Source organism: Streptococcus sp. HMSC078D09 (assembly GCF_001813675.1).
Classification (GTDB): domain Bacteria; phylum Bacillota; class Bacilli; order Lactobacillales; family Streptococcaceae; genus Streptococcus.
Map to the genome: position 1 here is coordinate 15,730 of NZ_KV813675.1, position 23,992 is coordinate 39,721.

Below are 23,992 nucleotides of genomic sequence, written 5' to 3' on the forward strand. Positions count from 1 at the left end.
AAACTAGAAAGAGTAGAATTATGAAACGTTTATTTATACATTTCTCGAACCTTTTTATTCTAATCTTTCTGCTTTGGATTGCCTTTATTTCACCTAATACGGTCATCCATCGAAGCCTACCTGTAATAGGGATTCTTCAACAAGAAAGGGAAGTTGTTTATGAAGAGCTTTCATCTAGCTTAGATCAGTTAGCAAAGGAAAACAATAGTTTGATTGCTCGTCAGATTCAAAAAACGGATTCTAAAGGGCAAGTCAAGTTTTCGTATGATATCTACGGAGAAGGAGCACTTCCTAATGGCATCAAAAAAGAAGAGAAAGAATTCGTTGCAAAGGAAAGTTTGCTTACCAATTACTATATACTATCTGGGAATTTAACCCTTGAAAAATTGGATCAAAAACTCCACGATCTTGGTTTTTCAAAAAGTTTCATGAATAAGCCCAATCCCCTGCAAAATTTTATGGTATTTTTTAGTTCGGGTTCCCAATCTCTAGCCTTGGTTATTTTTATCATCAGCTTTGCTGCATTGACCATTATTCAAAAAACACTTGAAATGAGAAGTGCAGGGATTCGTTACATTTCTGGAATAAGACGATACCAGCTCTTTGGACATTCTCTCATGGAAGACGGTAAAGAATTGTTTTTAGGGTGTATTGGTGGAAGTGTCTTAGGAGCTATTCTGATTTATTATTTTCAATTGACCCCTTTTGCCTATTCTCTCATCATTTCAGCTAGTATTATTTACAATACACTTTTATTTATTTTATCTGCTTTCCTATCCTTTTTCTTTGCATTCAGTATTCAAACAGTACACTTGGTTAGCCTTTTAAAGGGGAAAATTCCATTAAAAAGAGTCTTGTTTTTTCTCTTTACATGTCAATTTCTTGCAATCACTGTCATTGGTCTCTCAATTCATCGTGTCAGCATCTATGGCTCTATCTGGCAGACTTATCAAGAGGGAAGTTTGGCTTGGTCTAAAGAGACAAATTGGATACAAATTAGTGTGAATCGGGAAGAGGTTTTACAAAAGATAAACAAAGAAATGCAAAATGAACAAAGAGCTAAATGGTCTAAACTGATCGAGTCTGGCATTGAAAAAGGTGGACTTTTGGTCCATCATCAGCTTGCCGCATTTAATTCAAAAGGCTTCATGAACGATCCTAGAACAGGGAGAGAGCTTTCGATCACAGATTACGATCCTCTTGCCAACACCCTGTATGTAACACCAAATTACCTTGATATCCAAAGGATCTTAGTTTCCCCTGAGGAAAAAGAGCGCTTGAATCACTTGCAAGCTGGAGAATTTGGACTCTTGCTTCCTGAAAAGTTGAAAGGGCAAGAAGAGGAGTTGAAAAAACGCTATGAAGATTATCTGACTCCTAGTGATGAACAAGGAAAGAGTCAGTTGCCTATGAAAGCACGGGTGACCTATCTTCCTAACAACCAAAAACGATTTATCTATAATAATACACCGATGATCTATCAGCAATTCTTGACAGACCCGATTTTGGTTGTTGTTCTACCTAGAAGCTTTGGTGGCTACGATAATCCTTATTTCTCTCATCTTAATTCTTATCTTTACTTTGATGGTCTGGAAAAAAGCAAGAAACTAGTAGTTGAGAATGGGCTTGAAAAAAATGTTAGTCAATATGACTATGCGGCGTCTGTATACCAGCAGATGATCCAAACCATTCAATTAGAGAATCTCATTACCATTGCAGGAGGAATCTTTGCAATAGCTACTTCCATACTACTCTTTAACACCATGAATTTCCTCTATTTTGAAGAGTTTAGAAGACCAATCTTCTTGAAGAAGATTGCAGGTCTGGGATTTGTAAAGATTCACCAAATGATTTTGCTCTCAGAAAGTATCCTCTTACTATTAGGAAGCTTCCTGACATTCCTTCTCACTCAAGAATGGTGGATTGCTCTTGTCACTCTCTTGCTATTTATTACTAATGCTTGGTTTATTCTCCTGTACCGGTCTCATAAAGAAGACCACTTGTTAGCCACTGTACTGAAAGGAGCCTAATATGATTAGCATAGAACATTTAACCAAATCATTTGGCCAACGAACGGTCTTTCAAGATTTGAGCTTGCAATTTACAGAAGGTAAGGTCTATGCTCTGATCGGAAATAGCGGGTGTGGTAAAACAACCTTGCTTAATATCTTGGCAAAGTTAGAGCCTTATGAAAAGGGAAGTATCAGCTATCAAGGGCAAGAATTGAAACAAATCAAACAGCATCACTTCTTTAAGCATGAATTAGGATATCTCTTTCAAAACTTTGGCCTACTTGAAAATGAGACTATCGCTACAAATTTAGATTTGGGATTGATTGGGCAAAAATTAACGAAAAAAGAGAAGAAGCAACAAGAAGAAGAAGTGCTCAAAAAAGTAGGATTGGCTTACCTTGCTCTGGATCAAAAGATTTTTGAATTATCTGGAGGAGAGGCGCAACGTGTCGCATTAGCTAAAGTTATTTTAAAAGATCCACCTTTAATTTTGGCAGATGAACTAACTGCAGCACTTGATCCAGAAACCTCACAAGAGGTGATGGACTTGCTCTTAATGTTAAAGAATCAAGAGCGTATAATCATTATTGCAACCCATAATCCCGATATTTGGAATCAAGCAGATGAAGTTATAAATTTAAATCAATTATAGTTACAGTCAATAGATATCTTCTATATTTTAAAGTTATTTTATCTGAATCCGTAAAAGCAGTTCAATTGAACTGCTTTTTTCTTCTACGACTTACACTGTTTGGTTTCATGAGCAAGCCCCTCAAAGTGAATTAATAACAAATCATTAGAAATCATAGTGATGAAATTTCTGTAACGGAAGTAGAGCGAATTGCTGAACCATTAAATGAGTATCTCTCGAAGTAGAAGCGTCTATTTTGACTTTTAGTTTGATAGAATGGTAGTTTGAAAATGTAAATGATAGCTACTGTTCATAAAACATATAAGGTACGTACGGTGTTGTGAGAGGAGCTAGAAATTAGCACTTACCTTATTATTCCAACAACCCCAAAAATGTGATAAAAATTTCAACTACTCTTATCTATAATAAAGCTACCTGTTCTTTGAAAATTGAATCCACTCCGTCTTGATTAGCGTGCCTGTGTAAGTAGGGACTGAGAGTATTTCCCTGTGAAGGGCAACTGGCACAAGACGTGTGTGAGAATTTTCTAACAGACACGGAGTTTATCGTTACCAGACTTAAACGATGCGACAAACTAGATAAAGGAGTTAATCATGAAGGTAGTAAACTTGTATGATTTGAAACAAATGGGAAATAAAGGTGGTTGTACCATCCAATTGATTTATCACTTTCCTTTTGGTATGGGCTTAGGACATCTCAAAAAAGACTACATTGAATTTAAACGTGTTGGTATCGTTGATGGGAAAGCAGTAGAAGTTACTCTTCGAGAACCTTATTCGAGAGATCTACTGCAGGTTGTCAAGTCGATTAAGCAACGTCAGAAATTGATAGCTTATCGTTATAAAGAAGGAAAGCTGCTATTTGTGAAGAAGGAGGTATCAGATGTCCTCTGAACAACAGGAACGAATGGCAGTTCAATATGCTGAGCGTAGTCTTTTATTCACTGTCAAAAGTCTTTTAAAGATTCTAGAATGGTCTAGACGTCAGGCTTTAGCACAGGATTCCGCCTATAAGATAGGGGTGCAGAAATTAGAAGAATTGCTACAATCTCCTTATTCGATTGATACGATTAATCTGAAAAAAGATTTTTTAGACAAACCAATTGATTTAGAGAAATTTAAAGCTTTTTTAGAAAAAGAAGAGATTCCTTTAGCCATCGCTTGGCAAGGGGATTCTCTACATTTCTACACGAAAGACCGTTCGATTCTGGACAATCATTTAGACCATCTGTTAGAAAAAATGGTTAATGATCCGGAGAAATTAGCTGATTTTACCATGGATCAGTCACTAGACCAAGCTATTGATGAAGCTAAATCCCAAATTACCTTTAGACAAGAAGGAGCCGTCAAACAGAAAGAGATGGTGAGATGATGTACAGTGGAAAGAAATTCCTACTATTCTCACTGTTAGGCATCTTACTAGGCTATCTTTTCCATCGTTTGACGCTTTTGTATGATTCCTATACTGGAAATAGCTTAGATAAATGGACTCATCTTCTGATGGAAGGTCAAGATGAAGTTCTTCAGTCGCCATGGAATGTTTCCTTTACTGGAAAATCAAGTGCTTTTTTTCTACTAGGCTTTGTGATGATGTTGCTGGTTTATCTCTATTTAGAGACTGGCAAAAAACAATACCGAGAAGGGGTAGAATACGGGAGCGCCCGTTTTGGAACTCTAAAAGAAAAGAAGCTCTTTTACGGAAAGGAATTTTCTCATGATACGATCTTAGCACAAGACGTTCGTCTGACATTATTAGACAAAAAACCACCCCAATATGATAGAAATAAGAATATTGCGGTGATAGGAGGTTCAGGAAGTGGGAAAACCTTTCGCTTTGTGAAACCCAATCTGATTCAGATGAATAGTTCTAATATTGTAGTGGATCCTAAAGATCACTTGGCCGAGAAAACAGGCAAACTCTTTTTAGAACATGGCTACCAAGTAAAGGTGTTAGATTTAGTCAATATGAAGAACTCAGATGGCTTCAATCCTTTTCGCTATATAGAGACAGAAAATGATTTGAATCGCATGCTGACGGTTTATTTCAACAACACCAAAGGCTCTGGCTCCCGTAGTGATCCATTTTGGGATGAAGCTTCTATGACTTTGGTACGAGCTTTAGCTTCCTACTTGGTCGATTTCTATAATCCACCCAAAACAAGAGAACAGCTCATAGAAGAAAGTCGTTTAAGTCAAAAAGAATACCAAAACTTGTTGAAACGTCAAAAAATAGAAGTGGAAGAGCGAAAAAAACGAGGGCGTTATCCAAGTTTTGCTGAAATCTCAAAACTCATTAAACACTTATCCAAGGGTGAAAACCAAGAAAAAAGTGTCTTAGAAATTCTATTTGAAAATTATGCTAAGAAGTATGGGACTGAAAATTTTACCATGCGAAATTGGGCAGATTTTCAAAATTATAAGGATAAGACTCTGGATTCTGTTATAGCTGTAACCACTGCTAAATTTGCCCTCTTCAATATTCAGAGTGTCATGGATTTGACCAAAAAAGATACACTTGATATGAAGACATGGGGCCAGGAAAAATCAATGGTTTACTTAGTTATCCCCGATAACGATAGTACCTTTCGCTTTCTTTCAGCCCTCTTTTTTTCAACTGTATTTCAAACCCTAACAAGACAAGCAGATATTGATTTTAAGGGTCAATTGCCTCTTCATGTGAGAGTCTATTTAGATGAATTCGCAAATATCGGAGAAATTCCAGATTTTGCTGAACAAACCTCAACAGTCCGTTCTCGAAATATGAGTCTCGTTCCTATTCTACAAAATATTGCCCAACTTCAAGGGCTCTATAAAGAAAAAGAAGCTTGGAAAACCATTCTTGGGAACTGTGATAGCTTAGTATACTTAGGTGGTAATGATGAAGATACCTTTAAATTTATGAGTGGTTTACTCGGTAAACAAACCATTGATGTTCGAAATACTAGTCGTTCCTTTGGCCAGACAGGTTCAGGATCCCTTTCTCATCAAAAGATTTCTCGTGATCTAATGACACCCGATGAGGTCGGAAATATGAAACGGCATGAATGCTTGGTTCGAATTGCCAATATGCCTGTCTTTAAAAGCAAAAAATACAATTCAACCAAGCATCCAAACTGGAGGTACCTAGCCAATCAAGAAAGCGATGAACGGTGGTGGAACTATCAAATCAATCCTTTGAATCAAAATCAAGAAAATCATCTTGAAGGCCTTAGAATTCGTGATTTAACTTTTGAATCTAGTTTAAAATAAAAATAGAAAAGAGGAAATACATGTTTACGCATTTTAAAGGTTTTGTTTATGGAGTAGACGCAAGTGCTATGTTTGCACAAGCTATGTCTTTGTTACAGAAGGGATTGATTGCCGTTGGTGCCTTTCTCGTTGTTGTGGGGATTGTCAATCTTGCAACCAACATTAAAGATGGAGGACCAGGTGTTCGGAATGCCATTCTTGAAATTGTCGGTGGAGTTATGGTCGGGGCTGCTGGAGCCTTTGTAACCCAGATTTCAATTTAGGAGGATAAACAATGACATGAATCTTAGTTTAGTCTCACCCTTTGTTTACCTTGCATCTGAAAAAATATCAGCTGAAAATTTATTTGAAGGATTTAATGTAGATTTACAATCTACGGTAGATCTGATTAAATCACTATCTAACTACAATCCAACCGTTTGGACTTATATGTCTAGTATTACTAAAAGTGTCATGCAGCCCCTTGGAGTTGCGATTTTATCGGTTGTTCTCATCCTAGAATTTTCGAAGATGGCTAAGAAAATTGCTAACTCTGGTGGAGCGATGACCTTTGAAGCCTTAGCGCCAATGCTGATTAGTTATATTATGGTCGCAGTTGTAATTACCAACACTACCGTCATTGTAGAAGCCATCATCGGGATTGCGAGTCATGCCATTGAACAAGTGGCCTCGATTGTGGCTCACGGTGGGGCAAAGTATGATACACTCTCTGGATTAAAAGGGTCAGGATTTATTGGCCGGATGATTGTGGGCTTTTTCGCCCTCCTCATTTGGCTTGTTCGGATAGTAAGTGCAGCCATGGTTAATCTTTTGGTATCTATTCGATTTATTCAACTCTACCTTATGATCCCATTTGCCCCTCTTACGATTCCAACATTTTTAAGTGATGAATGGAAGTCTATTGGTTTAGGCTATTTAAAAAATATTATGGTCTATGCGGTACAAGGGGTTCTTATTTTTCTGATTGTTTCTCTTGTTCCTTTGTTTGAATCTGCTGGTAAAATAGCTGTTTCAAATGGTGCAGGAGTCCTGCAATCACTTGCGATTATGTTTGGTAGTTTGGTACAAGCTATCTTACTGATTATTGCCCTCGTTGGTTCTCAACGTACGGCTCGCTCAATCTTAGGTATGTAATTAGATAAAGGCTAGGAAGTGGTTGCTTCTTAGCCTTTTTAGAAAGGAAAGTCATGAATACACGTGTCTTTAAAGACATCTCAAAATACCAACACAGGGCTTGGTTAGGTTTCACCACAAGACAAATCATCTTTGTTTTACCAGCCTTTATTGTCACAATTATTGTTTTGGGCTTGAATCTCTTTTTCTGGCAATTTGGAGATTGGTTTGTTTACGGTTTTGTGTTTGCTTTTACCATCCCCCTCTTGCTTTTTGGAGTCTATAAACCCAATGATTTATATTTTGAACATTATTTGAAATACCGTCTTCATTTTGAACTAACGATACCCCTACGCACAATTTCAGGAAAGAAAGGACTTGAACATGAAAAGAAAATCAAATACATTAAAGAAACAAAAGACTTCAACGACTAATAAAAAGGAAGAAGTTAAAGATAAAAAAGAGGAAGTGTTACCATCAACGGCTAATACTCTTTCCTATCAAGCCTTGTATCAAAATGGTCTGATGCAGGTAAAAGAAGATTATTTTTCACAAAGCTATTTACTTGGTGATGTCAATTACCAGACCGTTGGTTTAGAAGATAAGGGAGCAATCATTGAGAAGTATTCTGATTTGATTAACTCTTTAGATGACCAAACCAACTTCCAATTGACCATTTTTAATAAAAGATTGAATTTAGAAAAATTCAGACACAGTGTTTTGTATGAGGAAAAAGAAGATGGGTACGATAGCTATCGTAAAGAATTGAATCGGATGATGAATCAAAATTTAGATAGTGGTGAAAATAACTTTTCGGCTGTGAAACTGATTAGTTTTGGTAGAAAGGATTCTAATCCCAAACAAGCCTATCGTTCCTTGTCCCAAATTGGAGAATATTTCAAGAGTGGTTTCTCAGAAATTGATGCACGTTTTGAATCCTTGGCTGGTGAAGAACGTGTCAACTTATTGGCGGATATGCTTAGAGGAGAACACCATCTTCCTTTTTCTTACCGTGATTTAACGAGATCGGGTCAGACAACTCGTCACTTCATAGCACCTAATCTCTTGGATTTTAAAAACAAGAATTACCTACAAATCAATGATCGCTTATTGCAGATTGTCTATGTGAGAGATTATGGCATGGAATTAGGGGATCAGTTTATTCGAGATCTCATGCAAGGAGATTTGGAATTGATTGTAAGCCTTCATGCTCAAAGTTCGACTAAGGCAGATGCTATGAAGAAACTACGAACAAAGAAGACCTTGATGGAATCTCAAAAGATTGGGGAACAACAAAAACTAGCTCGTACAGGTATCTATTTGGAAAAAGTAGGTCATGTATTAGAAAGCAATATCGATGAAGCTGAGGAACTATTAAAAACCATGACCGAGACAGGAGATAAACTATTTCAAACGGTCTTCTTGATTGGTGTTTTTGGTCAGGATGAAGAAGAACTCAAGCAAGCCCTAGACACGATTCAACAAGTGGCCGGCTCAAATGACCTAATGATTGATAAACTTCCATATATGCAAGAAGCAGCCTTTAATAGTTTGCTACCATTTGGTTGTGATTTTTTAGAGGGAGTATCACGGAGTTTATTAACGTCCAATATAGCAGTGAACTCACCTTGGACTTCAGTAGACTTACAAGACCGTAGTGGGAAATATTACGGTATCAATCAAATATCAAGTAATATTATTACCATTGATCGCAGCCTATTAAATACACCGTCTGGTCTGATTTTAGGAACATCTGGAGCTGGGAAAGGGATGGCAACCAAGCATGAAATTATCACGACCAAAATCAAGGAATCTGGTGAAAATACTGAAATTATCATCGTAGATCCAGAAGCAGAGTACAGTGTCATTGGACGGACTTTTGGGGGAGAAATGATTGATATTGCGCCTGACTCCCAAACCTATCTCAATGTCCTTGACTTGTCTGAGGAAAATATGGATGAAGATCCTGTAAAGGTAAAATCAGAATTTCTTTTATCCTTTATCGGCAAGTTATTGGATAGAAAAATGGATGGAAGAGAAAAATCGATTATCGACCGAGTTACGAGACTCACCTATCAGTCATTTAAAGAGCCTTCTTTGGAAGAATGGGTCTTTGTATTGAGTCAACAACCAGAAGAAGAAGCGCAGAATTTGGCACTTGATATGGAACTGTATGTCGAAGGTTCTCTTGATATTTTTTCTCATAAGACAAATATTCAGACAGGATCTAATTTCTTGATTTATAACGTTAAGAAGTTAGGAGATGAGCTGAAACAAATCGCCCTTATGGTTGTTTTTGATCAGATATGGAATCGTGTCGTTCGGAACCAAAAATTAGGGAAGAAGACCTGGATTTATTTTGATGAAATGCAGCTTCTCTTATTAGATAAATATGCCAGTGATTTCTTCTTTAAATTGTGGAGTCGTGTCAGAAAATATGGAGCCAGTCCGACTGGAATAACTCAAAACGTCGAAACCTTATTGTTAGATCCAAATGGTAGACGGATTATTGCAAATAGTGAATTTATGATTCTCCTCAAGCAAGCAAAAAATGATAGAGAAGAACTGGTTCAACTCTTAGGCTTGTCAAAAGAACTTGAAAAATACCTTGTAAATCCAGAAAAAGGGGCAGGACTGATAAAAGCTGGTTCAGTTGTTGTTCCCTTTAAAAATAAGATTCCTCAAGGTACTCAATTGTTTGATATCATGAGTACAGATCCTGATAAAATGGCTTCTAATTAAGGGGAAGGTAAATGAAGGATAAAAGAGAAATCATACGTGCCCGAAAGGCATTTAGAAGAAGTCTAAAAGATGAGAAGAAATTCTTGAAACAAGGAAAGAAGGAGGTGAGGAAACAGAAAAAAGATTCCGCTGGACTGGATGAAAAAAGATGGAAAAAAGAGATAAAAGAAAAGCTAGAGGAGATGAGAGAAGCTTCAAAGGAGAGAGTAAGACAAGCAAATGAAGACTACAATCATATTCTTCAAAATAGTCCTCCATCTCTTTTTAATCGGAAAGAATTAAGAGACAGACGGTTGCCTCATGCTAGGAAACGATTGAAAATAGCCAAGAAGCAATTTAGAGAAGCCAAGGTAGAAGCAAAAGAAGAAAGAAAAGAGAGTCGTAAAGAAAGAAAAATCAATCAAAAATTTCTCTACGGTCAGGAATCGAAACAAAAATCTAATTTTTTCTTTCAAGGGAAGAGTTTAGAAGAATTAAAAGCTAAGAAAGAAGTCAAGGCCGCAAAAGAGAATCTAAAATCTACTAAACAAGCCTATAAGTCCAAAAAAGTCAGTAGGAAAGCCAAAACTTTTCTTTATGTCCTTGGACGTGAAGGTGGAGAGTTAGCTTCAGAAAATGAAGATTTAGAAGGCTATCGCACACTTCAAGAGACAATTAGAAAAGGGAAACGCTACAGTCGCCTTTCTTATAACCTTGGAAAAGCTAGTGTCAAAACAGGACAAGCAACAGGTCGTTTTACCAAGAAAAGACTGACCAACACAAAAGAGCGATACCATCATTTTAAGGATGGAAAAGGATGGAAACTAGCGAAAGATAAGCCAAGTTCCTTTAAAAATCGGTTTCGAAAATTAAAGAAACAAGGTCTTACAAGTGTCCGAAATATCTATCAAAAACTAAAAGCAGCCTTTTCCTTCTTTACATTTGCGGCTGGAAATCCTGTAACCTGGATAGTTGGAGGAATAGTCTTTCATCTTTTACTTATAATGAGCTTCTTTTTAGGATTTTCATCTGCTAGTTTGATTCAACAAGATGAATTTGAATTAACAAAAGCTTATACCCACCTAACTTGGGAAGATGCAGAACATACTCGCACAAATGACAAAGGAATTACTTATTACACAAAAGTTGATGATGTGATGGGGTATATGAACTTTAAATTCCATGACTATGAGTTACACAAACCAGTTCACTTATTTAGTTCAGAAACTTACAAGGATTATCTGTCTACTTTGTGGCATGATTTAAACGATGGGGAAGATTTGAAATCCATGCAAGACCTCTATGAAAGTCCTAAGTATAAACTATCGAAAGACGATCAAGAGGAAATTAAGGAACTAAAAGAAGAAGGTGTCTATGCTTCCATGCAGGAATTGGACAATCCATTTGAGGGGAAAAGCAACGAAGATAGTCTAACCATGACTTATCGTTATGGATACTATGATTTAGACGGAAAACCTACTCTTCAGGAGTACATTCTACTAGAAGCGAAGGTTCACCAAACAATTGTCGCACCAATGGATGGTGTTGTATCTCTAGACGGAGATGATGTTATTCTCACTAACGGAAAAGGAGAGAATGAGAGTCGATTGACCTTGTATTCTATTCATAATGGTCGTGCGATTGAGGGGACAAGAGTCCTAACGGGTGATATTATTGGTGAAACACCAGACGATACAGGTTTGAAAGTTTCTTATCAAAAGTATAAGAACAAGAAAGAAAAATTGGTGTATGTCAATCCGCAATTTTATTTTCCAAAAGTCATTCAACTTCAGACAACTATCTTACCTGCCATTGGTCAGTTTGGTGGGGATGAGTTTGAACGAGCAAAACATATTTATGAGTTTTTGAAATCTCAAGGGGCAAGTCCCCAAGCCATTGCGGCAATTTTAGGAAATTGGTCGGTAGAGTCTTCTATTAATCCTAAACGAGCTGAAGGAGATTATTTATCTCCTCCTGTTGGCGCTACCGATTCCTCATGGGATGATGAAAGCTGGTTAGCGATTGGAGGTCCAGCCATTTATAGTGGTGCTTATCCTAATATTCTTCATAGAGGTCTGGGTTTAGGGCAATGGACGGATACTGCAGATGGGTCAACACGGCATACAGCCTTGTTAAATTATGCACGCACCCAAAATAAGAAATGGTATGATTTAGACCTACAACTTGATTTTATGCTTCATGGGGATAGTCCTTACTATCAAAGTTGGTTAAAGGATTTCTTTAAAAATACAGGCAGTGCAGCCAATCTGGCCCAACTCTTTCTGACCTATTGGGAGGGAAATTCTGGTGACAAACTACTGGAAAGACAAACCAGAGCAACGGAATGGTATTACCAAATTGAAAAAGGCTTTAGTCAAACAAATGGAGGACAGGCAAAAAGTGATCCACAATCCCTTGAAGGGGTTCGTGGGGACTTGTATGATCATTCTGTTCCTGGTGGTGGAGATGGTATGGCCTATGCTTATGGACAATGTACATGGGGTGTTGCGGCTCGTATGAACCAGTTAGGCTTAAAATTAAAAGGTAGAAATGGAGAAAAGATTTCAATCATTAATACCATGGGAAATGGTCAAGACTGGGTTGCGACAGCTTCAAGTCTTGGTGGGGAAACGGGCTCTACACCAAGAGCAGGTGCTATTGTTTCTTTTGTAGGAGGTACACATGGTACACCAGCCAGCTATGGTCATGTGGCTTTTGTAGAGAAGGTCTATGATGATGGTTCTTTCCTTGTGTCTGAAACCAACTATGGGGGCAACCCTAACTATACCTTTAGAAAAATCTCTCAAGCAGATAGTGCCATCAGTTTTGCTTATACGACCAAATAGAAGAGTTTACACTTGAAATTGTAGCTATTTAAAGATACAATATGTCTATAAATGAGTGGTCGGCTCATGGTCAATCTGATAGTAATCTTGGACATAAGGGCCAAGCGGTGGCGGACACCAGAACAAAATCCGATAGCAATCTTGGACGTACGGGCCAAGCGGTGGCAGACACCAGAATAAACCGACTGATTAGGTGGCTTACAGGTTCAGTAAGTCATCTTTTTTATTTGAAAAAACAGTAAGAAAGCGTAAAAAATCAATTCCTGTACTAGCGTGTAATTGAAATTTTTTAGTTTTGGCGTTAGAACTGTTTCCTCAGTCCTAGCCCCTTCTCTTTTTGATAAGTATGCTTGGCGGAAAGTAGTTTGTAAATGATTCTGAGAATCTTATGAGCATAAGCAATGACGGCCTTCATCTTGCTTACTCTTTGGGAAATTCTATTATAAAAAAAAGAAAAAGCTGGATCCTTGGAATGTGCTGCAATTAATCCCGACATGGTCAAAGCCTGTTTTATTTAGCGATTTCCTTGCGTGATGTGTGAGGATTTTTTAATGCCAGCACTATAGGCTAAACATCTTTTTCTGTCATGAGTTAGCAGGCTCTGCCTGCTTAGAGTTTTACATATGCTACTATCTTAGTTATAGCTAACTTAAATTCTCATTTATTAAGTATACCTAAGTTTTATGTTTAAATTTTGTATAGAATAGCTGTACCTCTTAATAGAGTTATGATTGCGCTTTCAATCAAGCCTCATTTATGATACTATTATGGTAATAGAAAAAATTCTTAGTTCGCTAAAAACCTTTATTCGAGATCCAGAGGAAATAGAAATTTTATCCATTAAAAATACGTTTCATAAGTTACTTACTTAATATTAATAGAATTCCAATTTGTATAATTAAATCAAAGATGACACTGGAATCAGGAGGATTTATTATGGTTAATAATGTAGCTGTTAAAGTCTCAAACCTTTCAAAAGAATTTTTGTTAGGGCAAGACAAAACTGTCTCTATTTTGAAAGATGTTTCTTTATCTGTCAATTACGGGGAATTTGTATCAATACTTGGTGTCAGTGGTTCTGGAAAGTCTACTTTGCTAAGTTGCTTATCAAGTTTATCTGAACCAACAAGTGGCGAAGTTGTTATCAATGGTATAAATCCATATACCTTAAAAGAAGGGAAGCTTGCTAAATTTAGAAGGCAAGATATTGCAATTATTTTTCAAAACTATAATCTGGTACCCGCTCTACCTGTACTAGAAAATGTTACACTTCCTCTGAGACTCTCAGGAAAGAGTGTTGATAGAAATAAAGTAAAAAAAATGTTGGATAGTTTGAATTTTAAAGCAGAACTATCATCATTAGTTGCTACCTTATCAGGTGGAGAACAGCAAAAAGTGGCTATTACTCGTGCAATAATAGCTGATAGTAAAATTATTTTTGCTGATGAGCCAACAGGAGCTCTGGACAGCGTCTCAAGAAAACTTATTTTTGAAACACTTCGTAATTTAGCGAGTCAAGGAAAATGTGTGTTTATGGTCACTCATGATATTGAGTTGGCTTCAAAAACTGACAGAGCACTCATTTTAAAAGACGGAAAAATATCTCAACAAATTATTAAACCTTCAGCTGATGAGCTCTACCAAGCACTTGAAAGTAGTAAAGATTAATTTGAGGAGGTTTTATTATGCTAAAATTAATCATTTACCAATTTCAGTACTCAAAAAGACAATGGTTAGGAACAATACCATTACTATTTGTATCTAGCCTGATTGTTGGAACATCTTTATTTGGTATTGCTAGTTCAATAAATACTGCTAATATTAACGCTTCACAACTTTTTCAAATGCTAATAATTTTTGGAGGGACTACTTTATTTTTCCTTATTTCAAATAATATAAGGCTGCTAATAGATATCTTTAAAAAGGATTACCAATTATGGGCTACCTTAGGCGCAAGCAGAACTCAACTATCTTTACTAGTATCTGGACAGTTTTATTTAATGGCAGTGATTGTTAGTAGTATTGGTACAATACTTTCATTTTTTGTGACAGATAGTTACTACAAATTTTTACAAAATTTATTAGGAAGAGATGAGTTACCTGATTTAGTTATTACAGCCAACATTCAATCAATTTTATTGAGTGTTTTCATAGTCCCAACAATTGTCGGGATAGGGGCTTACTTTTATTCAAGTCGTATACTTAAAATATCATCAATATTAAAACCAAAAAAGAAAAAAAGAAAAGTTACAGTAACTGGTTTTGTTAACATCTCTGTTCGTTTAATCCTATGGTTACTATGTATAGGTTTGATTGTTTCAGCAAGTTTTAGCAGAAATAAAGAAATAATTTCAACACAGTCAAGCATAATATTATTTTTATTAATTATTCACATCCTTATTATTCAATCACTATCTCCATCAATTCAAGTGTTTCTAATAAAATTTTTAATGAGGATATTTCCAACTGAAAATTATGTAATCAATACAGGCTTTTGGAATCTACTATCCAATCCTAGTTATTTGAAAAGTATACAAACTTCAATGAGCATGGGAGTAACTCTCATTTCTGGGTTTATTCTTTACACCCAAAATATGTATTCATTCATGAATAAAGCAAACGGTGTACTCGAAGCAAGAGCTTCCTTTATTGCTTATCTGTCTGCTCCAATTATTCTGATTATTACTAGTTCTATTTCTCTTACAATTTTATCTTCTAATAAAGATATTGAAGACATTAAACAGTTAAATACACTGGGAGTGTCAAGATCACAACTTTTTAAAATACGTATAGGCGAGGCACTAATACATTCGGTGTTAATTTTATTAGTATCAGTAATTTTCAATTTAATTATTTTAATTTTAGTTAGCTTTATTGGCCAACTTTTAGGCCAAAGTGTAGTAGATATATCGGGTTTTTGGCAACCGAGTCTTATAGTTATTTCTTTGTTAGTTGTTTTTTATAGTATTACAAAGGGATTCTATATATTTCGAGATAGATAAATTGGAATAGTTACTGATTCAAAAGAATACAGACACGTTTCAATCATGACTTCCATTATAAAAACCTCCTGTTAACTATTTGAACAATAGAACAAGAGGCTACTAGTAAGATATTTTCATGCTCAAGGCATATTCGAGTTATCTCATGACTCTTGTTCATGCAGTTTTACATACAGGCTAGGAAAAACCCTATTAAAGATCACGGATTGGTATTGTTCACCTTCATTATAGGCTAAACATCTTTTTCTGTCATGAGTTAGCAGGCTCTGCCTGATTAGAGTTTTACATGTAATCTATTTTAATAGTAATGTTTTATCATTTTCAGGAGAACGCAGTTTTGGCTCGTTCTCTTTTTTGTTGTGATACTTCTTTCAAGGAATATTTGGTAGGATTGGAGTGAAAAAAGATTAACTAAGAAAGAAGGAAGTATATGGAAGCCATTTATCAACGTGATTCGGATCAAGATGGATTAACTGATGCTCAAGAATTGGCGCTAGGAACCAATCCCCTTAGCGCAGATTCTGATGGTGATGGACGTTCAGATTTAGTGGAAATAGAAGAAGGAACCAATCCCTTAGAAAAGGATTTACAAGACATAGACCAAACAAGTATCACTGAACCGTCCTCAGTATTTATGGAAATGAAACAAAAGATTTCAGATATGATGGAGAGTCACTACAAGGAATTTATACAGGCTCTGATTAGTATTGAAACAGGGATTGAAAACCAACAAGACCTAGAAGACTTATATACTTACTACATGAGAACGGATGCCGTTTCTCTTTTATCTAGTGATTTAGAAATCAGTCCTCAAGAGGTTGAAATGGAGATAGAGTTGTAGGGGAATCATGTGATTCTCCTATTTTCGTATAGATGAAAGGAGCGAGTATGGAAGTAATACAATTATTGGCTATGTTTCGTGGAACAATTCCAAAAGATAGAGAGAAAATGGACTTATTTCTTCGTTATCAAGCGCAACATTTTGATGAGAAATGGCAGGATTTGGTAGAGAGTTTTTTGACTGAAGAGGGCAAGATAGAAGAGATACCTCATGTCTATTCGTTTCATCAAGATATTATTTCTTTCCTAGAGGCCAGTTCTGAAAATAATGACCAAGATTTAGAAAGTTACGCAAGAAATTTTGGACAAGCAGGTCTAAGTAAATTATCTCAATTAAGTAATTTTGAGAAAAACTTGGTGCTAGAAGTCGCAACCTATAATCTTTTCACTCGATTTTACATCCAATCTGAGAAAGAGAAGCTAACACCATTAAGTGAGCTTGTATTTCATCAGAATCAGGATGTCAATTTAGTCAATGTCTATCGGGTTGCGAATAATCTATCTGACCGCATTAGTAGAGATATAGAGGAGTTTCTTCTAATGGTTGATTCCAAAGAACTAAAAAAAGAAGTTCTTGAGATTCATTTTGAAGAAAAAGAAGGAGATGTTCTAGCCTATTTGGGTTCAGAATTGATGGCTACTTTAGATATCGTTACGGATCTTGTCCATCATGAAGAAAACTACACACAACTCCCACTGACACAAAAGCTGAAAATTATTACTTATTTTGATGAAGTAAAGGCTATAAGAGAAAAGTCTAAGCAAGTAGAGGAAGCAGTCTTACCTTTAGATAATATTGACCAGGTAGAAGAAAATGTGGAAGTTCATTCCCTATCTAAAGTAGATAAAATTGTAGAAGAAGCTTTGAGGGAATATCCAATCGGTTCACAAGTAAGTTATAAAGGACAAGTATTTCAGTTGGTTTCGATTGAAAATGCGCAGTTAAATGGCTTAGTTCGCCTAGAGCTATTCAATGATTCCAACCAGTTATTTGAAGAGAATCCTATCTTATACTTGAACAGTTTGGAAGAGATTGAACAAGTATTGTCTCATTTAGAACTTGAAAAAGAAGATTCAGAGATTGAGATTGAATCACCAAGTGAAAGCCAGGAAATAGATCTGTTTTCCTACCTGGAAGAAGAAAATGAAAAGGATAAGGAAACAGAAACGCTTATTGTAGGCATAGAAGAGACGGATGTCCCTGTTCAAGATTTTGTTTTTCCAGATGATTTAGAGAACTTTTATCCTAAGACAAACCGAGAAAAAATTGAAACGAATATTGCCGCAATTGAACTTGTTAAAAGATTAGAAAAAGAGGGACGACAAGCGAATCCAGAAGAACAAGAGCTACTAGCCAAGTATGTTGGCTGGGGTGGTCTTGCCAATGAATTTTTCGATGAACTCAATCCAAAGTATGAATCAGAACGTTTAACTCTCAGGAGCTTAGTAAGTAAATCAGAATACTCCACCATGAAACAAAGTTCTCTCACAGCCTATTATACAGACCCAATGATTATTCTCCAGATTTGGCAAAAGTTACTGGATGATGGTTTTGAGGGAGGAAGGATTTTAGATCCTTCTATGGGGACTGGGAACTTCTTTGCGGCGATGCCTAGAAGTATACGAGAGAAATCAGAACTCTATGGGGTTGAATTAGACAGTGTGACAGGCGCAATCGCAAAACAACTCCATCCCAATACCCATATTGAAGTGCGAGGATTTGAAGAAGTTCCCTATCAAAATAATAGTTTTGATTTAGTCTTAACGAATGTTCCATTTGGAAATTTTCGGATTGCTGATAAAAACTATGATAAACCTTATATGATTCACGACTACTTTGTCAAACACTCACTTGATTTAGTAAGAGACGGAGGACAAGTTTCGATTATCTCTTCTATCGGGACAATGGATAAGCGGACAGATAATGTCTTACAAGAGATTAAAACCAACACTCATTTTTTAGGGGGTGTTCGTTTGCCGGATACGGCTTTTAAAAAGATTGCAGGTACTCGAGTGACCACAGATCTCCTCTTCTTTCAAAAGGATCAAGAAAAGAATCTTAATGAGGAGGAACTTGTTTTTAGTGGCTCTATTCCCTTTGAGGAGGATAAGCGTGTCTGGATCAATCCTTATTTTGATGGGAAATACAATACACAAGTTTTGGGTCAATATGAGGTTCGTAATTTTAATGGAGGAACTCTCAATGTTAAGGGGGTATCAGAAACATTAGCTACTGACATAATGAAAGCATTAGAGAATGTGGAAGCACCTAAACAAATTGACAATTCTTTGAAAGCACCTGTTTTTATCCAAGAAGAAATAGATAATTCTATCCCAAGTCGTATACGTGAGAACTTAGCGCTCTATTCTTTTGGATATGAGGGAAATCAAATTTATTACCGAGATACGCATGGCATTCGGAAAAGTTCAAAAGTAGACGAAATTAGTTATTATGTAGACGAGAAGGGAGATTTTAAATCCTGGGACAGTTCTTTGTCTGAACATAAAATAGATCGATTCGTGCAACTTCATTTGACAGATGAGGAAGCACTAGATGTTTACAAGTCAGAAGAAGCGAGTAAAAGAGGGAAATATAAGGGACTGTTCAAAAAAACTGTCTTTTATGAAAGTCCCTTATCGGATAAGGACATTAGTCGTATTAAGGGCATGGTTGATTTGAGAGAGACCTATCAATCCTTAATTGAAATTCAACGTCATCCAGATTATAGTCGGACAGATTTTCAGGTATTACTTAGTAAACTCAATCGTGACTATGATCGCTTTGTAAGTCAATTTGGATACTTGAATGCCTCAGTCAATCGGAACTTATTTGATAGTGACGATAAGTATTCTTTACTAGCAAGTTTAGAAGATGAATACATTGATTCTAAAGATCAGAAAGTAAAATATAAAAAATCTTTAGCCTTTGAGAAAGCATTGGTTAGGCCAGAGAGAGTGATTGCAAGAGTTTCAACTGCTCTAGATGCCCTAAACTCTAGTTTATCGGATGGTAGAGGGGTTGATTTAGACTATATGGTATCAATTTATCCTGAACATAGCCAAGCTGCTATTTTAGATGAGTTAGGTGACCAGATTTTAATGGATCCAGAAAGCTATTTAAGAGGGGAAAGAAAATATCTTTCTAAGAACCAGTTTTTGTCAGGAGATATTCTCAACAAGATAGAAGTAGTTCAACTATTAGTGGAGGAAAACAATCAAGAATATGATTGGAACCATGCTTTAGATTTGTTAGAATCTGTTCGCCCTCCAAGGATTTATCTGGCAGATATTGAGTTTAAAATAGGGTCACGTTGGATTCCTCAATCCGTCTATGGTAAATTTGCTTTTGAATGTTTTACTAATCGTGAATTTGAATTGTCTTCGCCAGATGTTGAACAAGTCATTGAAGTGAATCCTATCGATGGCCAGGTTCATTTAAGGACATCATTTGTTTATCGCTATCCAAGTGCCAAAGATAGTAGTCTTGGAGTTAGTGGGTCACGTTATGATACAGGAAGAAAGATTTTTGAGAATTTACTTAATTCGAACCAACCGACGATTACCATGACTGTTACGGAAGGGGAAAAGAAAAAGACTATCACAGATTTGGAAAAAACCTCTGTTCTAAGAGCAAAAGAGCAGCATTTACAAGAGCTCTTTCAAGAATTTGTCTCACGGTATCCAGAAGTCCAACAGGTCATTGAGGAAAGCTATAATCGTCTTTATAATCGAACGGTTAGTCGAGAGTATGATGGTAGCCATCTAGTCATTGATGGCTTGGCACAAAACATCAGTCTTCGTCCTCATCAAGAGAATGCTATTCAAAGAATCGTAGAAGAAAAAAGAGCTTTATTAGCTCATGAGGTAGGTTCAGGAAAGACCTTGACCATGCTTGGTGCTGGGTTTAAATTAAAGGAGTTGGGGATGGTTCATAAGCCCTTGTATGTGGTGCCCTCTAGTTTGTCTGCTCAGTTTGGCCAAGAAATCATGAAATTTTTCCCTACTAAAAAAGTCTTTGTGACCACTAAGAAAGATTTTGTGAAGGCGAGAAGAAAACAATTTGTGTCACGTATCATTACAGGAGATTACGATGCCATTGTCATTGGGGATTCTCAATTTGAAAAAATCCCTGTCAGTAAGGAAAGACAGATGAATTATATCGAGGACAAACTCAATGAACTACGAGAGATTAAAACACATTCTGAAAATAAGTACACCGTTAAAGAAGCAGAGCAATCAATAAGTGGTCTAGAGAAACAATTGGAAGAACTCCAACGCTTTAATCGTGATAGTTTTATTGATTTTGAGAACCTAGGGATTGATTTTCTTTTTGTGGATGAAGCACATCACTTTAAAAATATTCGTCCAATTACTGGACTTGGAAATGTAGCAGGGATTACCAATACAACCTCTAAGAAGAACGTGGATATGGAAATGAAGGTTCGACAGATTCAGGAAGAGCATGATTTTAAAAACATTGTCTTTGCGACAGGAACACCTGTTTCCAATTCTATTAGTGAGTTGTATACTATGATGAACTATATTCAACCAGATATCTTAAAACGCTATCAAGTTGATTATTTTGACTCTTGGGTAGGTGCTTTTGGAGAAATTCAAAACTCTATGGAATTAGCTCCTACAGGGGATAAGTATCAGCCTAAGAAACGATTTAAAAAGTTTGTCAATCTACCTGAGTTGATGAAAATCTACAAAGAAACAGCTGACATTCAAACACAAGATATGTTGGATTTACCTGTTCCAGAAGCTCATATTATCCCTATTGAGAGTGAGTTAACTGAAAACCAGAAACTCTATTTAGAAGAATTAGTTATGAGGTCAGATGCGGTTAAATGTGGAACAGTTGATCCAAGCCAGGATAACATGTTAAAAATTACGGGTGAGGCACGAAAACTAGCTATTGATATGCGTTTATTGGACTCTAGCTATAGTCTAGCAGACAATCATAAACTGCTTCAGGTAGTGGATAATGTTGAGAGAATTTATCGTGAAGGAATGGAAAATAAGGCTACTCAGATGATTTTTTCAGATATTGGCACACCTAAGAAAAAGGACAATGGCTTTGATGTTTATTCTGAAATAAAGGCTTTATTAGTTGATAGAGGAATCCCTAGTATGGAAATTGCCTTTGTACATGATGCCAATAGTGATGAAAAGAAGAATAGCTTGTCTCGAAAGGTTAATGCAGGAGAGGTTCGGGTTCTTCTTGCCTCAACTGAAAAAGGAGGAACAGGTTTAAATGTTCAGAGCAAGATGAAAGCAGTTCACCATCTGGATGTACCGTGGAGACCAAGTGACATTCAGCAACGTAATGGACGTATTATCCGACAGGGAAATGAAAACAAGGAAGTGGATATTTACCACTATATTACCAAAGGTTCGTTTGATAATTATCTATGGGCAACTCAGGAGAACAAACTCCGTTATATTAAGCAGATTATGACTTCTAAGGAGCCGATTCGTGCTGCGGAAGATATTGATGAACAGACTATGACAGCTTCTGATTTTAAGGCACTAGCAACAGGTAATCCTTATCTCAAATATAAGATGGAACTAGAGAATGATCTAACTCTATTAGAAAATCAAAGACGCGCCTTTCAACGCAGCAAGGATCACTATCGTCATACAATCTCTTACTGTGAAGAAAATATGCCCATTCTTGAGAAACGATTAAGCAAGTATGAAGGCGACATTCAACAGTCTGAAATGTCGAAAGACCAATCATTTTCTATGACGATAGGTAAACAAGTTTTTGAGCAACGAGCTGAAGCAGGTGAATCCCTACACCGTCTTATCCGTCATAATCAATCTGACAGCAAAGAATTTCGAACCCTAGCAAGTTATCGAGGATTTGACATTAAAATGCTTAGTCTACCAACGAATCAGCCTCTTCCTGAAACCTTCTCTGTTAAGATTGTAGGAGAAAATCAGTATTCTGTCAGTTTGGATTTGTATTCTCCTTTGGGGACAATTCAAAGGCTTCAGCATACGATAGACCACATTAAAGATGACCAAGTGAAAACTCAGAACTTATTGGATGAATTAAAGGATAAATGGACTACTGCTAAGGTAGAAATTGAGAAAAATTTTCCAAAGGAAGAGGATTATCAAACTAAAAAGGCCGAATACGATGTACTCGCGCCATTGATTGAAACAGAAACGGATTTAGATATTATTGATCAGGCCTTACGACAATTCCACGAAAAAGGAAAAGAAAAGCAAGAACAACTTTCTTTTGAATTAGATTAAAAAATAGATATAAATAGCGGACAAGAAAAGAAAAGCGCGGTAGAATAAAGATAGAAAGAAACGAGGTAACGATTATGATGGAAGATACCTATTATCAATTAGAAGAGGCTTTGGTACAGGGATTTCAAACACCTGAAGAATACCAAGCCTACAAGGAGTTAAAGGAACATTATGAGGAAGTGACAGGGGATTACAGTTTTTCTAAACGAGAGCTCACTAGTCAATTGGAAATCGCTCTTCAGAATCATCAAGGTGTGGACTTTGAAGAACATGAAAAAGAAGAGTATTTGGACTTAGTTCAAAAATTAGAAGAGTTTGATTCCTCTCTTGCCACCCATTATCGTCAGTTGATTGATTAGAAAGGAGAAAGTCATGAATGATTTACTCCTTATCCCGGTAATTTTTTTAGCAGTTGGAGGAATTCTCATTCTTTTATGGAGACTCTTTCTTATTGCCAGTGGACTTTTCCTGATTGGTTTTGTCAGTTTTCTTATTTTCGTGGAGGTTTATGGAATTTATTTGTTCTTTACTGAACCTACTTTATATTTTGATGATATCAGACAATATGGTTTAACTAGTTTTACGGCTGTGTACCTTTTCATCAATCTGATGTTGGTTCTAGGATTTAGTTGGCGCTTCATTAACTCCATAAATAAGCATAAAATGTGAACTTTTTAGATAGTTAAAAGACTTTATTCAAAGGTAAGTTTGAATAGAGTTTTTTTGTTGATGTGCTTATAATCCCGTCTTAGTACTTAGTGTGAGAAACAAAAAGAGATGAATTAAAATTAAAGTGTACAGAATGCTTTAGAGTTTCTATTTTTCTTATAATATATAGTAATTTCGGTACAAATTAACTTGTATATTCTATCTGGTTTAGTGTGATATATTCATTGTTCAATAAAAATATGAGTTCTCCTCTTATTTTAAAAAATAATTATTTTATAATTTTTTTATATTTAGTGTAAACTATTCAGTGCGTCCCAAATACGGGAGGTTTGTTTCTGATTTTCATATTTGGATTATAATATTCTCATCAGAGTTACTTAAGGAGTAAGATATGAACCAGATTATGAAACAATATAAATTTCTATATTTCTTGATTATTTTATTAAGCTTGACAAGTGCTGTTTTAATGACATTCTTCTCTCTTCAATTAGGAAGAATACTTGATAGTATAACTAATTCAAATAGTGGATTACTCTTTCATATCACTATTTGTGTAAGTTTAATTTTACTGTGGTTCTTTATCTCTTGTTCTTATTCCTATCTTAAAAACCAATATGTAAAA

At 36.1% G+C, this 23,992-nt stretch carries 16 protein-coding genes and 1 pseudogene; all 17 read left to right on the forward strand.

All coding sequences use genetic code 11. The annotated features are described in order from the left end of the window. Positions 1 to 20 precede the first annotated feature (20 nt). Positions 21 to 2,030 carry a DUF1430 domain-containing protein gene (locus tag HMPREF2926_RS05460; protein WP_070586786.1) on the forward strand — a complete coding sequence of 670 codons (2,010 nt, stop codon included), beginning with the start codon at positions 21 to 23 and terminating at the stop codon, positions 2,028 to 2,030. A 1-nt stretch (position 2,031) separates the two neighbouring features. Further along, the gene (locus tag HMPREF2926_RS05465; protein WP_000623394.1) at positions 2,032 to 2,664 is read left to right on the forward strand and encodes a putative bacteriocin export ABC transporter; all 633 of its coding nucleotides are present in this window, start codon (positions 2,032 to 2,034) and stop codon (positions 2,662 to 2,664) included. Positions 2,665 to 3,257: 593 nt separating this feature from the next. Beyond that, a complete protein-coding gene (locus HMPREF2926_RS05470; RefSeq protein WP_070586787.1) occupies positions 3,258 to 3,557 on the forward strand; it encodes a hypothetical protein in 300 nt (99 codons plus the stop codon). Continuing rightward, complete coding sequence (locus HMPREF2926_RS05475; protein ID WP_049498270.1) at positions 3,547 to 4,035, forward strand: hypothetical protein; 489 nt, start codon at positions 3,547 to 3,549, stop codon at positions 4,033 to 4,035. The genes HMPREF2926_RS05470 and HMPREF2926_RS05475 overlap by 11 nt, the downstream gene beginning before the upstream one ends. Next, positions 4,035 to 5,912, forward strand: a complete 1,878-nt coding sequence (locus HMPREF2926_RS05480) for a VirD4-like conjugal transfer protein, CD1115 family (RefSeq protein WP_070587394.1) — start codon at positions 4,035 to 4,037, stop codon at positions 5,910 to 5,912. Before HMPREF2926_RS05475 ends, HMPREF2926_RS05480 begins: the two co-directional genes overlap by 1 nt. Before the next feature lie 20 nt (positions 5,913 to 5,932). Then, the gene (locus HMPREF2926_RS05485; RefSeq protein WP_000494028.1) at positions 5,933 to 6,175 is read left to right on the forward strand and encodes a hypothetical protein; all 243 of its coding nucleotides are present in this window, start codon (positions 5,933 to 5,935) and stop codon (positions 6,173 to 6,175) included. A 16-nt stretch (positions 6,176 to 6,191) separates the two neighbouring features. Next, positions 6,192 to 7,046, forward strand: a complete 855-nt coding sequence (locus HMPREF2926_RS05490) for a VirB6/TrbL-like conjugal transfer protein, CD1112 family (protein WP_001054254.1) — start codon at positions 6,192 to 6,194, stop codon at positions 7,044 to 7,046. Positions 7,047 to 7,099: 53 nt separating this feature from the next. Then, the gene (locus HMPREF2926_RS05495; protein WP_001097587.1) at positions 7,100 to 7,459 is read left to right on the forward strand and encodes a PrgI family protein; all 360 of its coding nucleotides are present in this window, start codon (positions 7,100 to 7,102) and stop codon (positions 7,457 to 7,459) included. Beyond that, positions 7,410 to 9,767: a VirB4-like conjugal transfer ATPase, CD1110 family gene (locus HMPREF2926_RS05500; RefSeq protein WP_070586790.1), complete on the forward strand. Its 2,358-nt coding sequence runs from the start codon at positions 7,410 to 7,412 to the stop codon at positions 9,765 to 9,767. Before HMPREF2926_RS05495 ends, HMPREF2926_RS05500 begins: the two co-directional genes overlap by 50 nt. 11 nt (positions 9,768 to 9,778) lie before the next feature. After that, a complete protein-coding gene (locus tag HMPREF2926_RS05505) occupies positions 9,779 to 12,592 on the forward strand; it encodes a phage tail tip lysozyme (protein ID WP_070586792.1) in 2,814 nt (937 codons plus the stop codon). 936 nt (positions 12,593 to 13,528) lie between these two features. Continuing rightward, on the forward strand, positions 13,529 to 14,260 hold the full coding sequence (locus HMPREF2926_RS05520; protein ID WP_070586794.1) for an ABC transporter ATP-binding protein: 732 nt from the start codon (positions 13,529 to 13,531) through the stop codon (positions 14,258 to 14,260). 17 nt (positions 14,261 to 14,277) lie between these two features. Continuing rightward, complete coding sequence (locus tag HMPREF2926_RS05525) at positions 14,278 to 15,594, forward strand: beta-carotene 15,15'-monooxygenase (protein WP_070586796.1); 1,317 nt, start codon at positions 14,278 to 14,280, stop codon at positions 15,592 to 15,594. Between the two features lie 430 nt (positions 15,595 to 16,024). Further along, positions 16,025 to 16,435 carry a thrombospondin type 3 repeat-containing protein gene (locus tag HMPREF2926_RS05530; RefSeq protein WP_014713375.1) on the forward strand — a complete coding sequence of 137 codons (411 nt, stop codon included), beginning with the start codon at positions 16,025 to 16,027 and terminating at the stop codon, positions 16,433 to 16,435. Between the two features lie 47 nt (positions 16,436 to 16,482). Then, positions 16,483 to 22,701 carry a DEAD/DEAH box helicase family protein gene (locus tag HMPREF2926_RS05535; protein ID WP_176745537.1) on the forward strand — a complete coding sequence of 2,073 codons (6,219 nt, stop codon included), beginning with the start codon at positions 16,483 to 16,485 and terminating at the stop codon, positions 22,699 to 22,701. Between the two features lie 74 nt (positions 22,702 to 22,775). Beyond that, positions 22,776 to 23,060: a DUF5962 family protein gene (locus HMPREF2926_RS05540; protein ID WP_000969637.1), complete on the forward strand. Its 285-nt coding sequence runs from the start codon at positions 22,776 to 22,778 to the stop codon at positions 23,058 to 23,060. Positions 23,061 to 23,073: 13 nt separating this feature from the next. Next, on the forward strand, positions 23,074 to 23,370 hold the full coding sequence (locus tag HMPREF2926_RS05545) for a DUF5966 family protein (protein ID WP_048789096.1): 297 nt from the start codon (positions 23,074 to 23,076) through the stop codon (positions 23,368 to 23,370). Between the two features lie 391 nt (positions 23,371 to 23,761). After that, positions 23,762 to 23,992, forward strand: a pseudogene (locus tag HMPREF2926_RS11230) (ABC transporter ATP-binding protein); the annotation flags it as partial.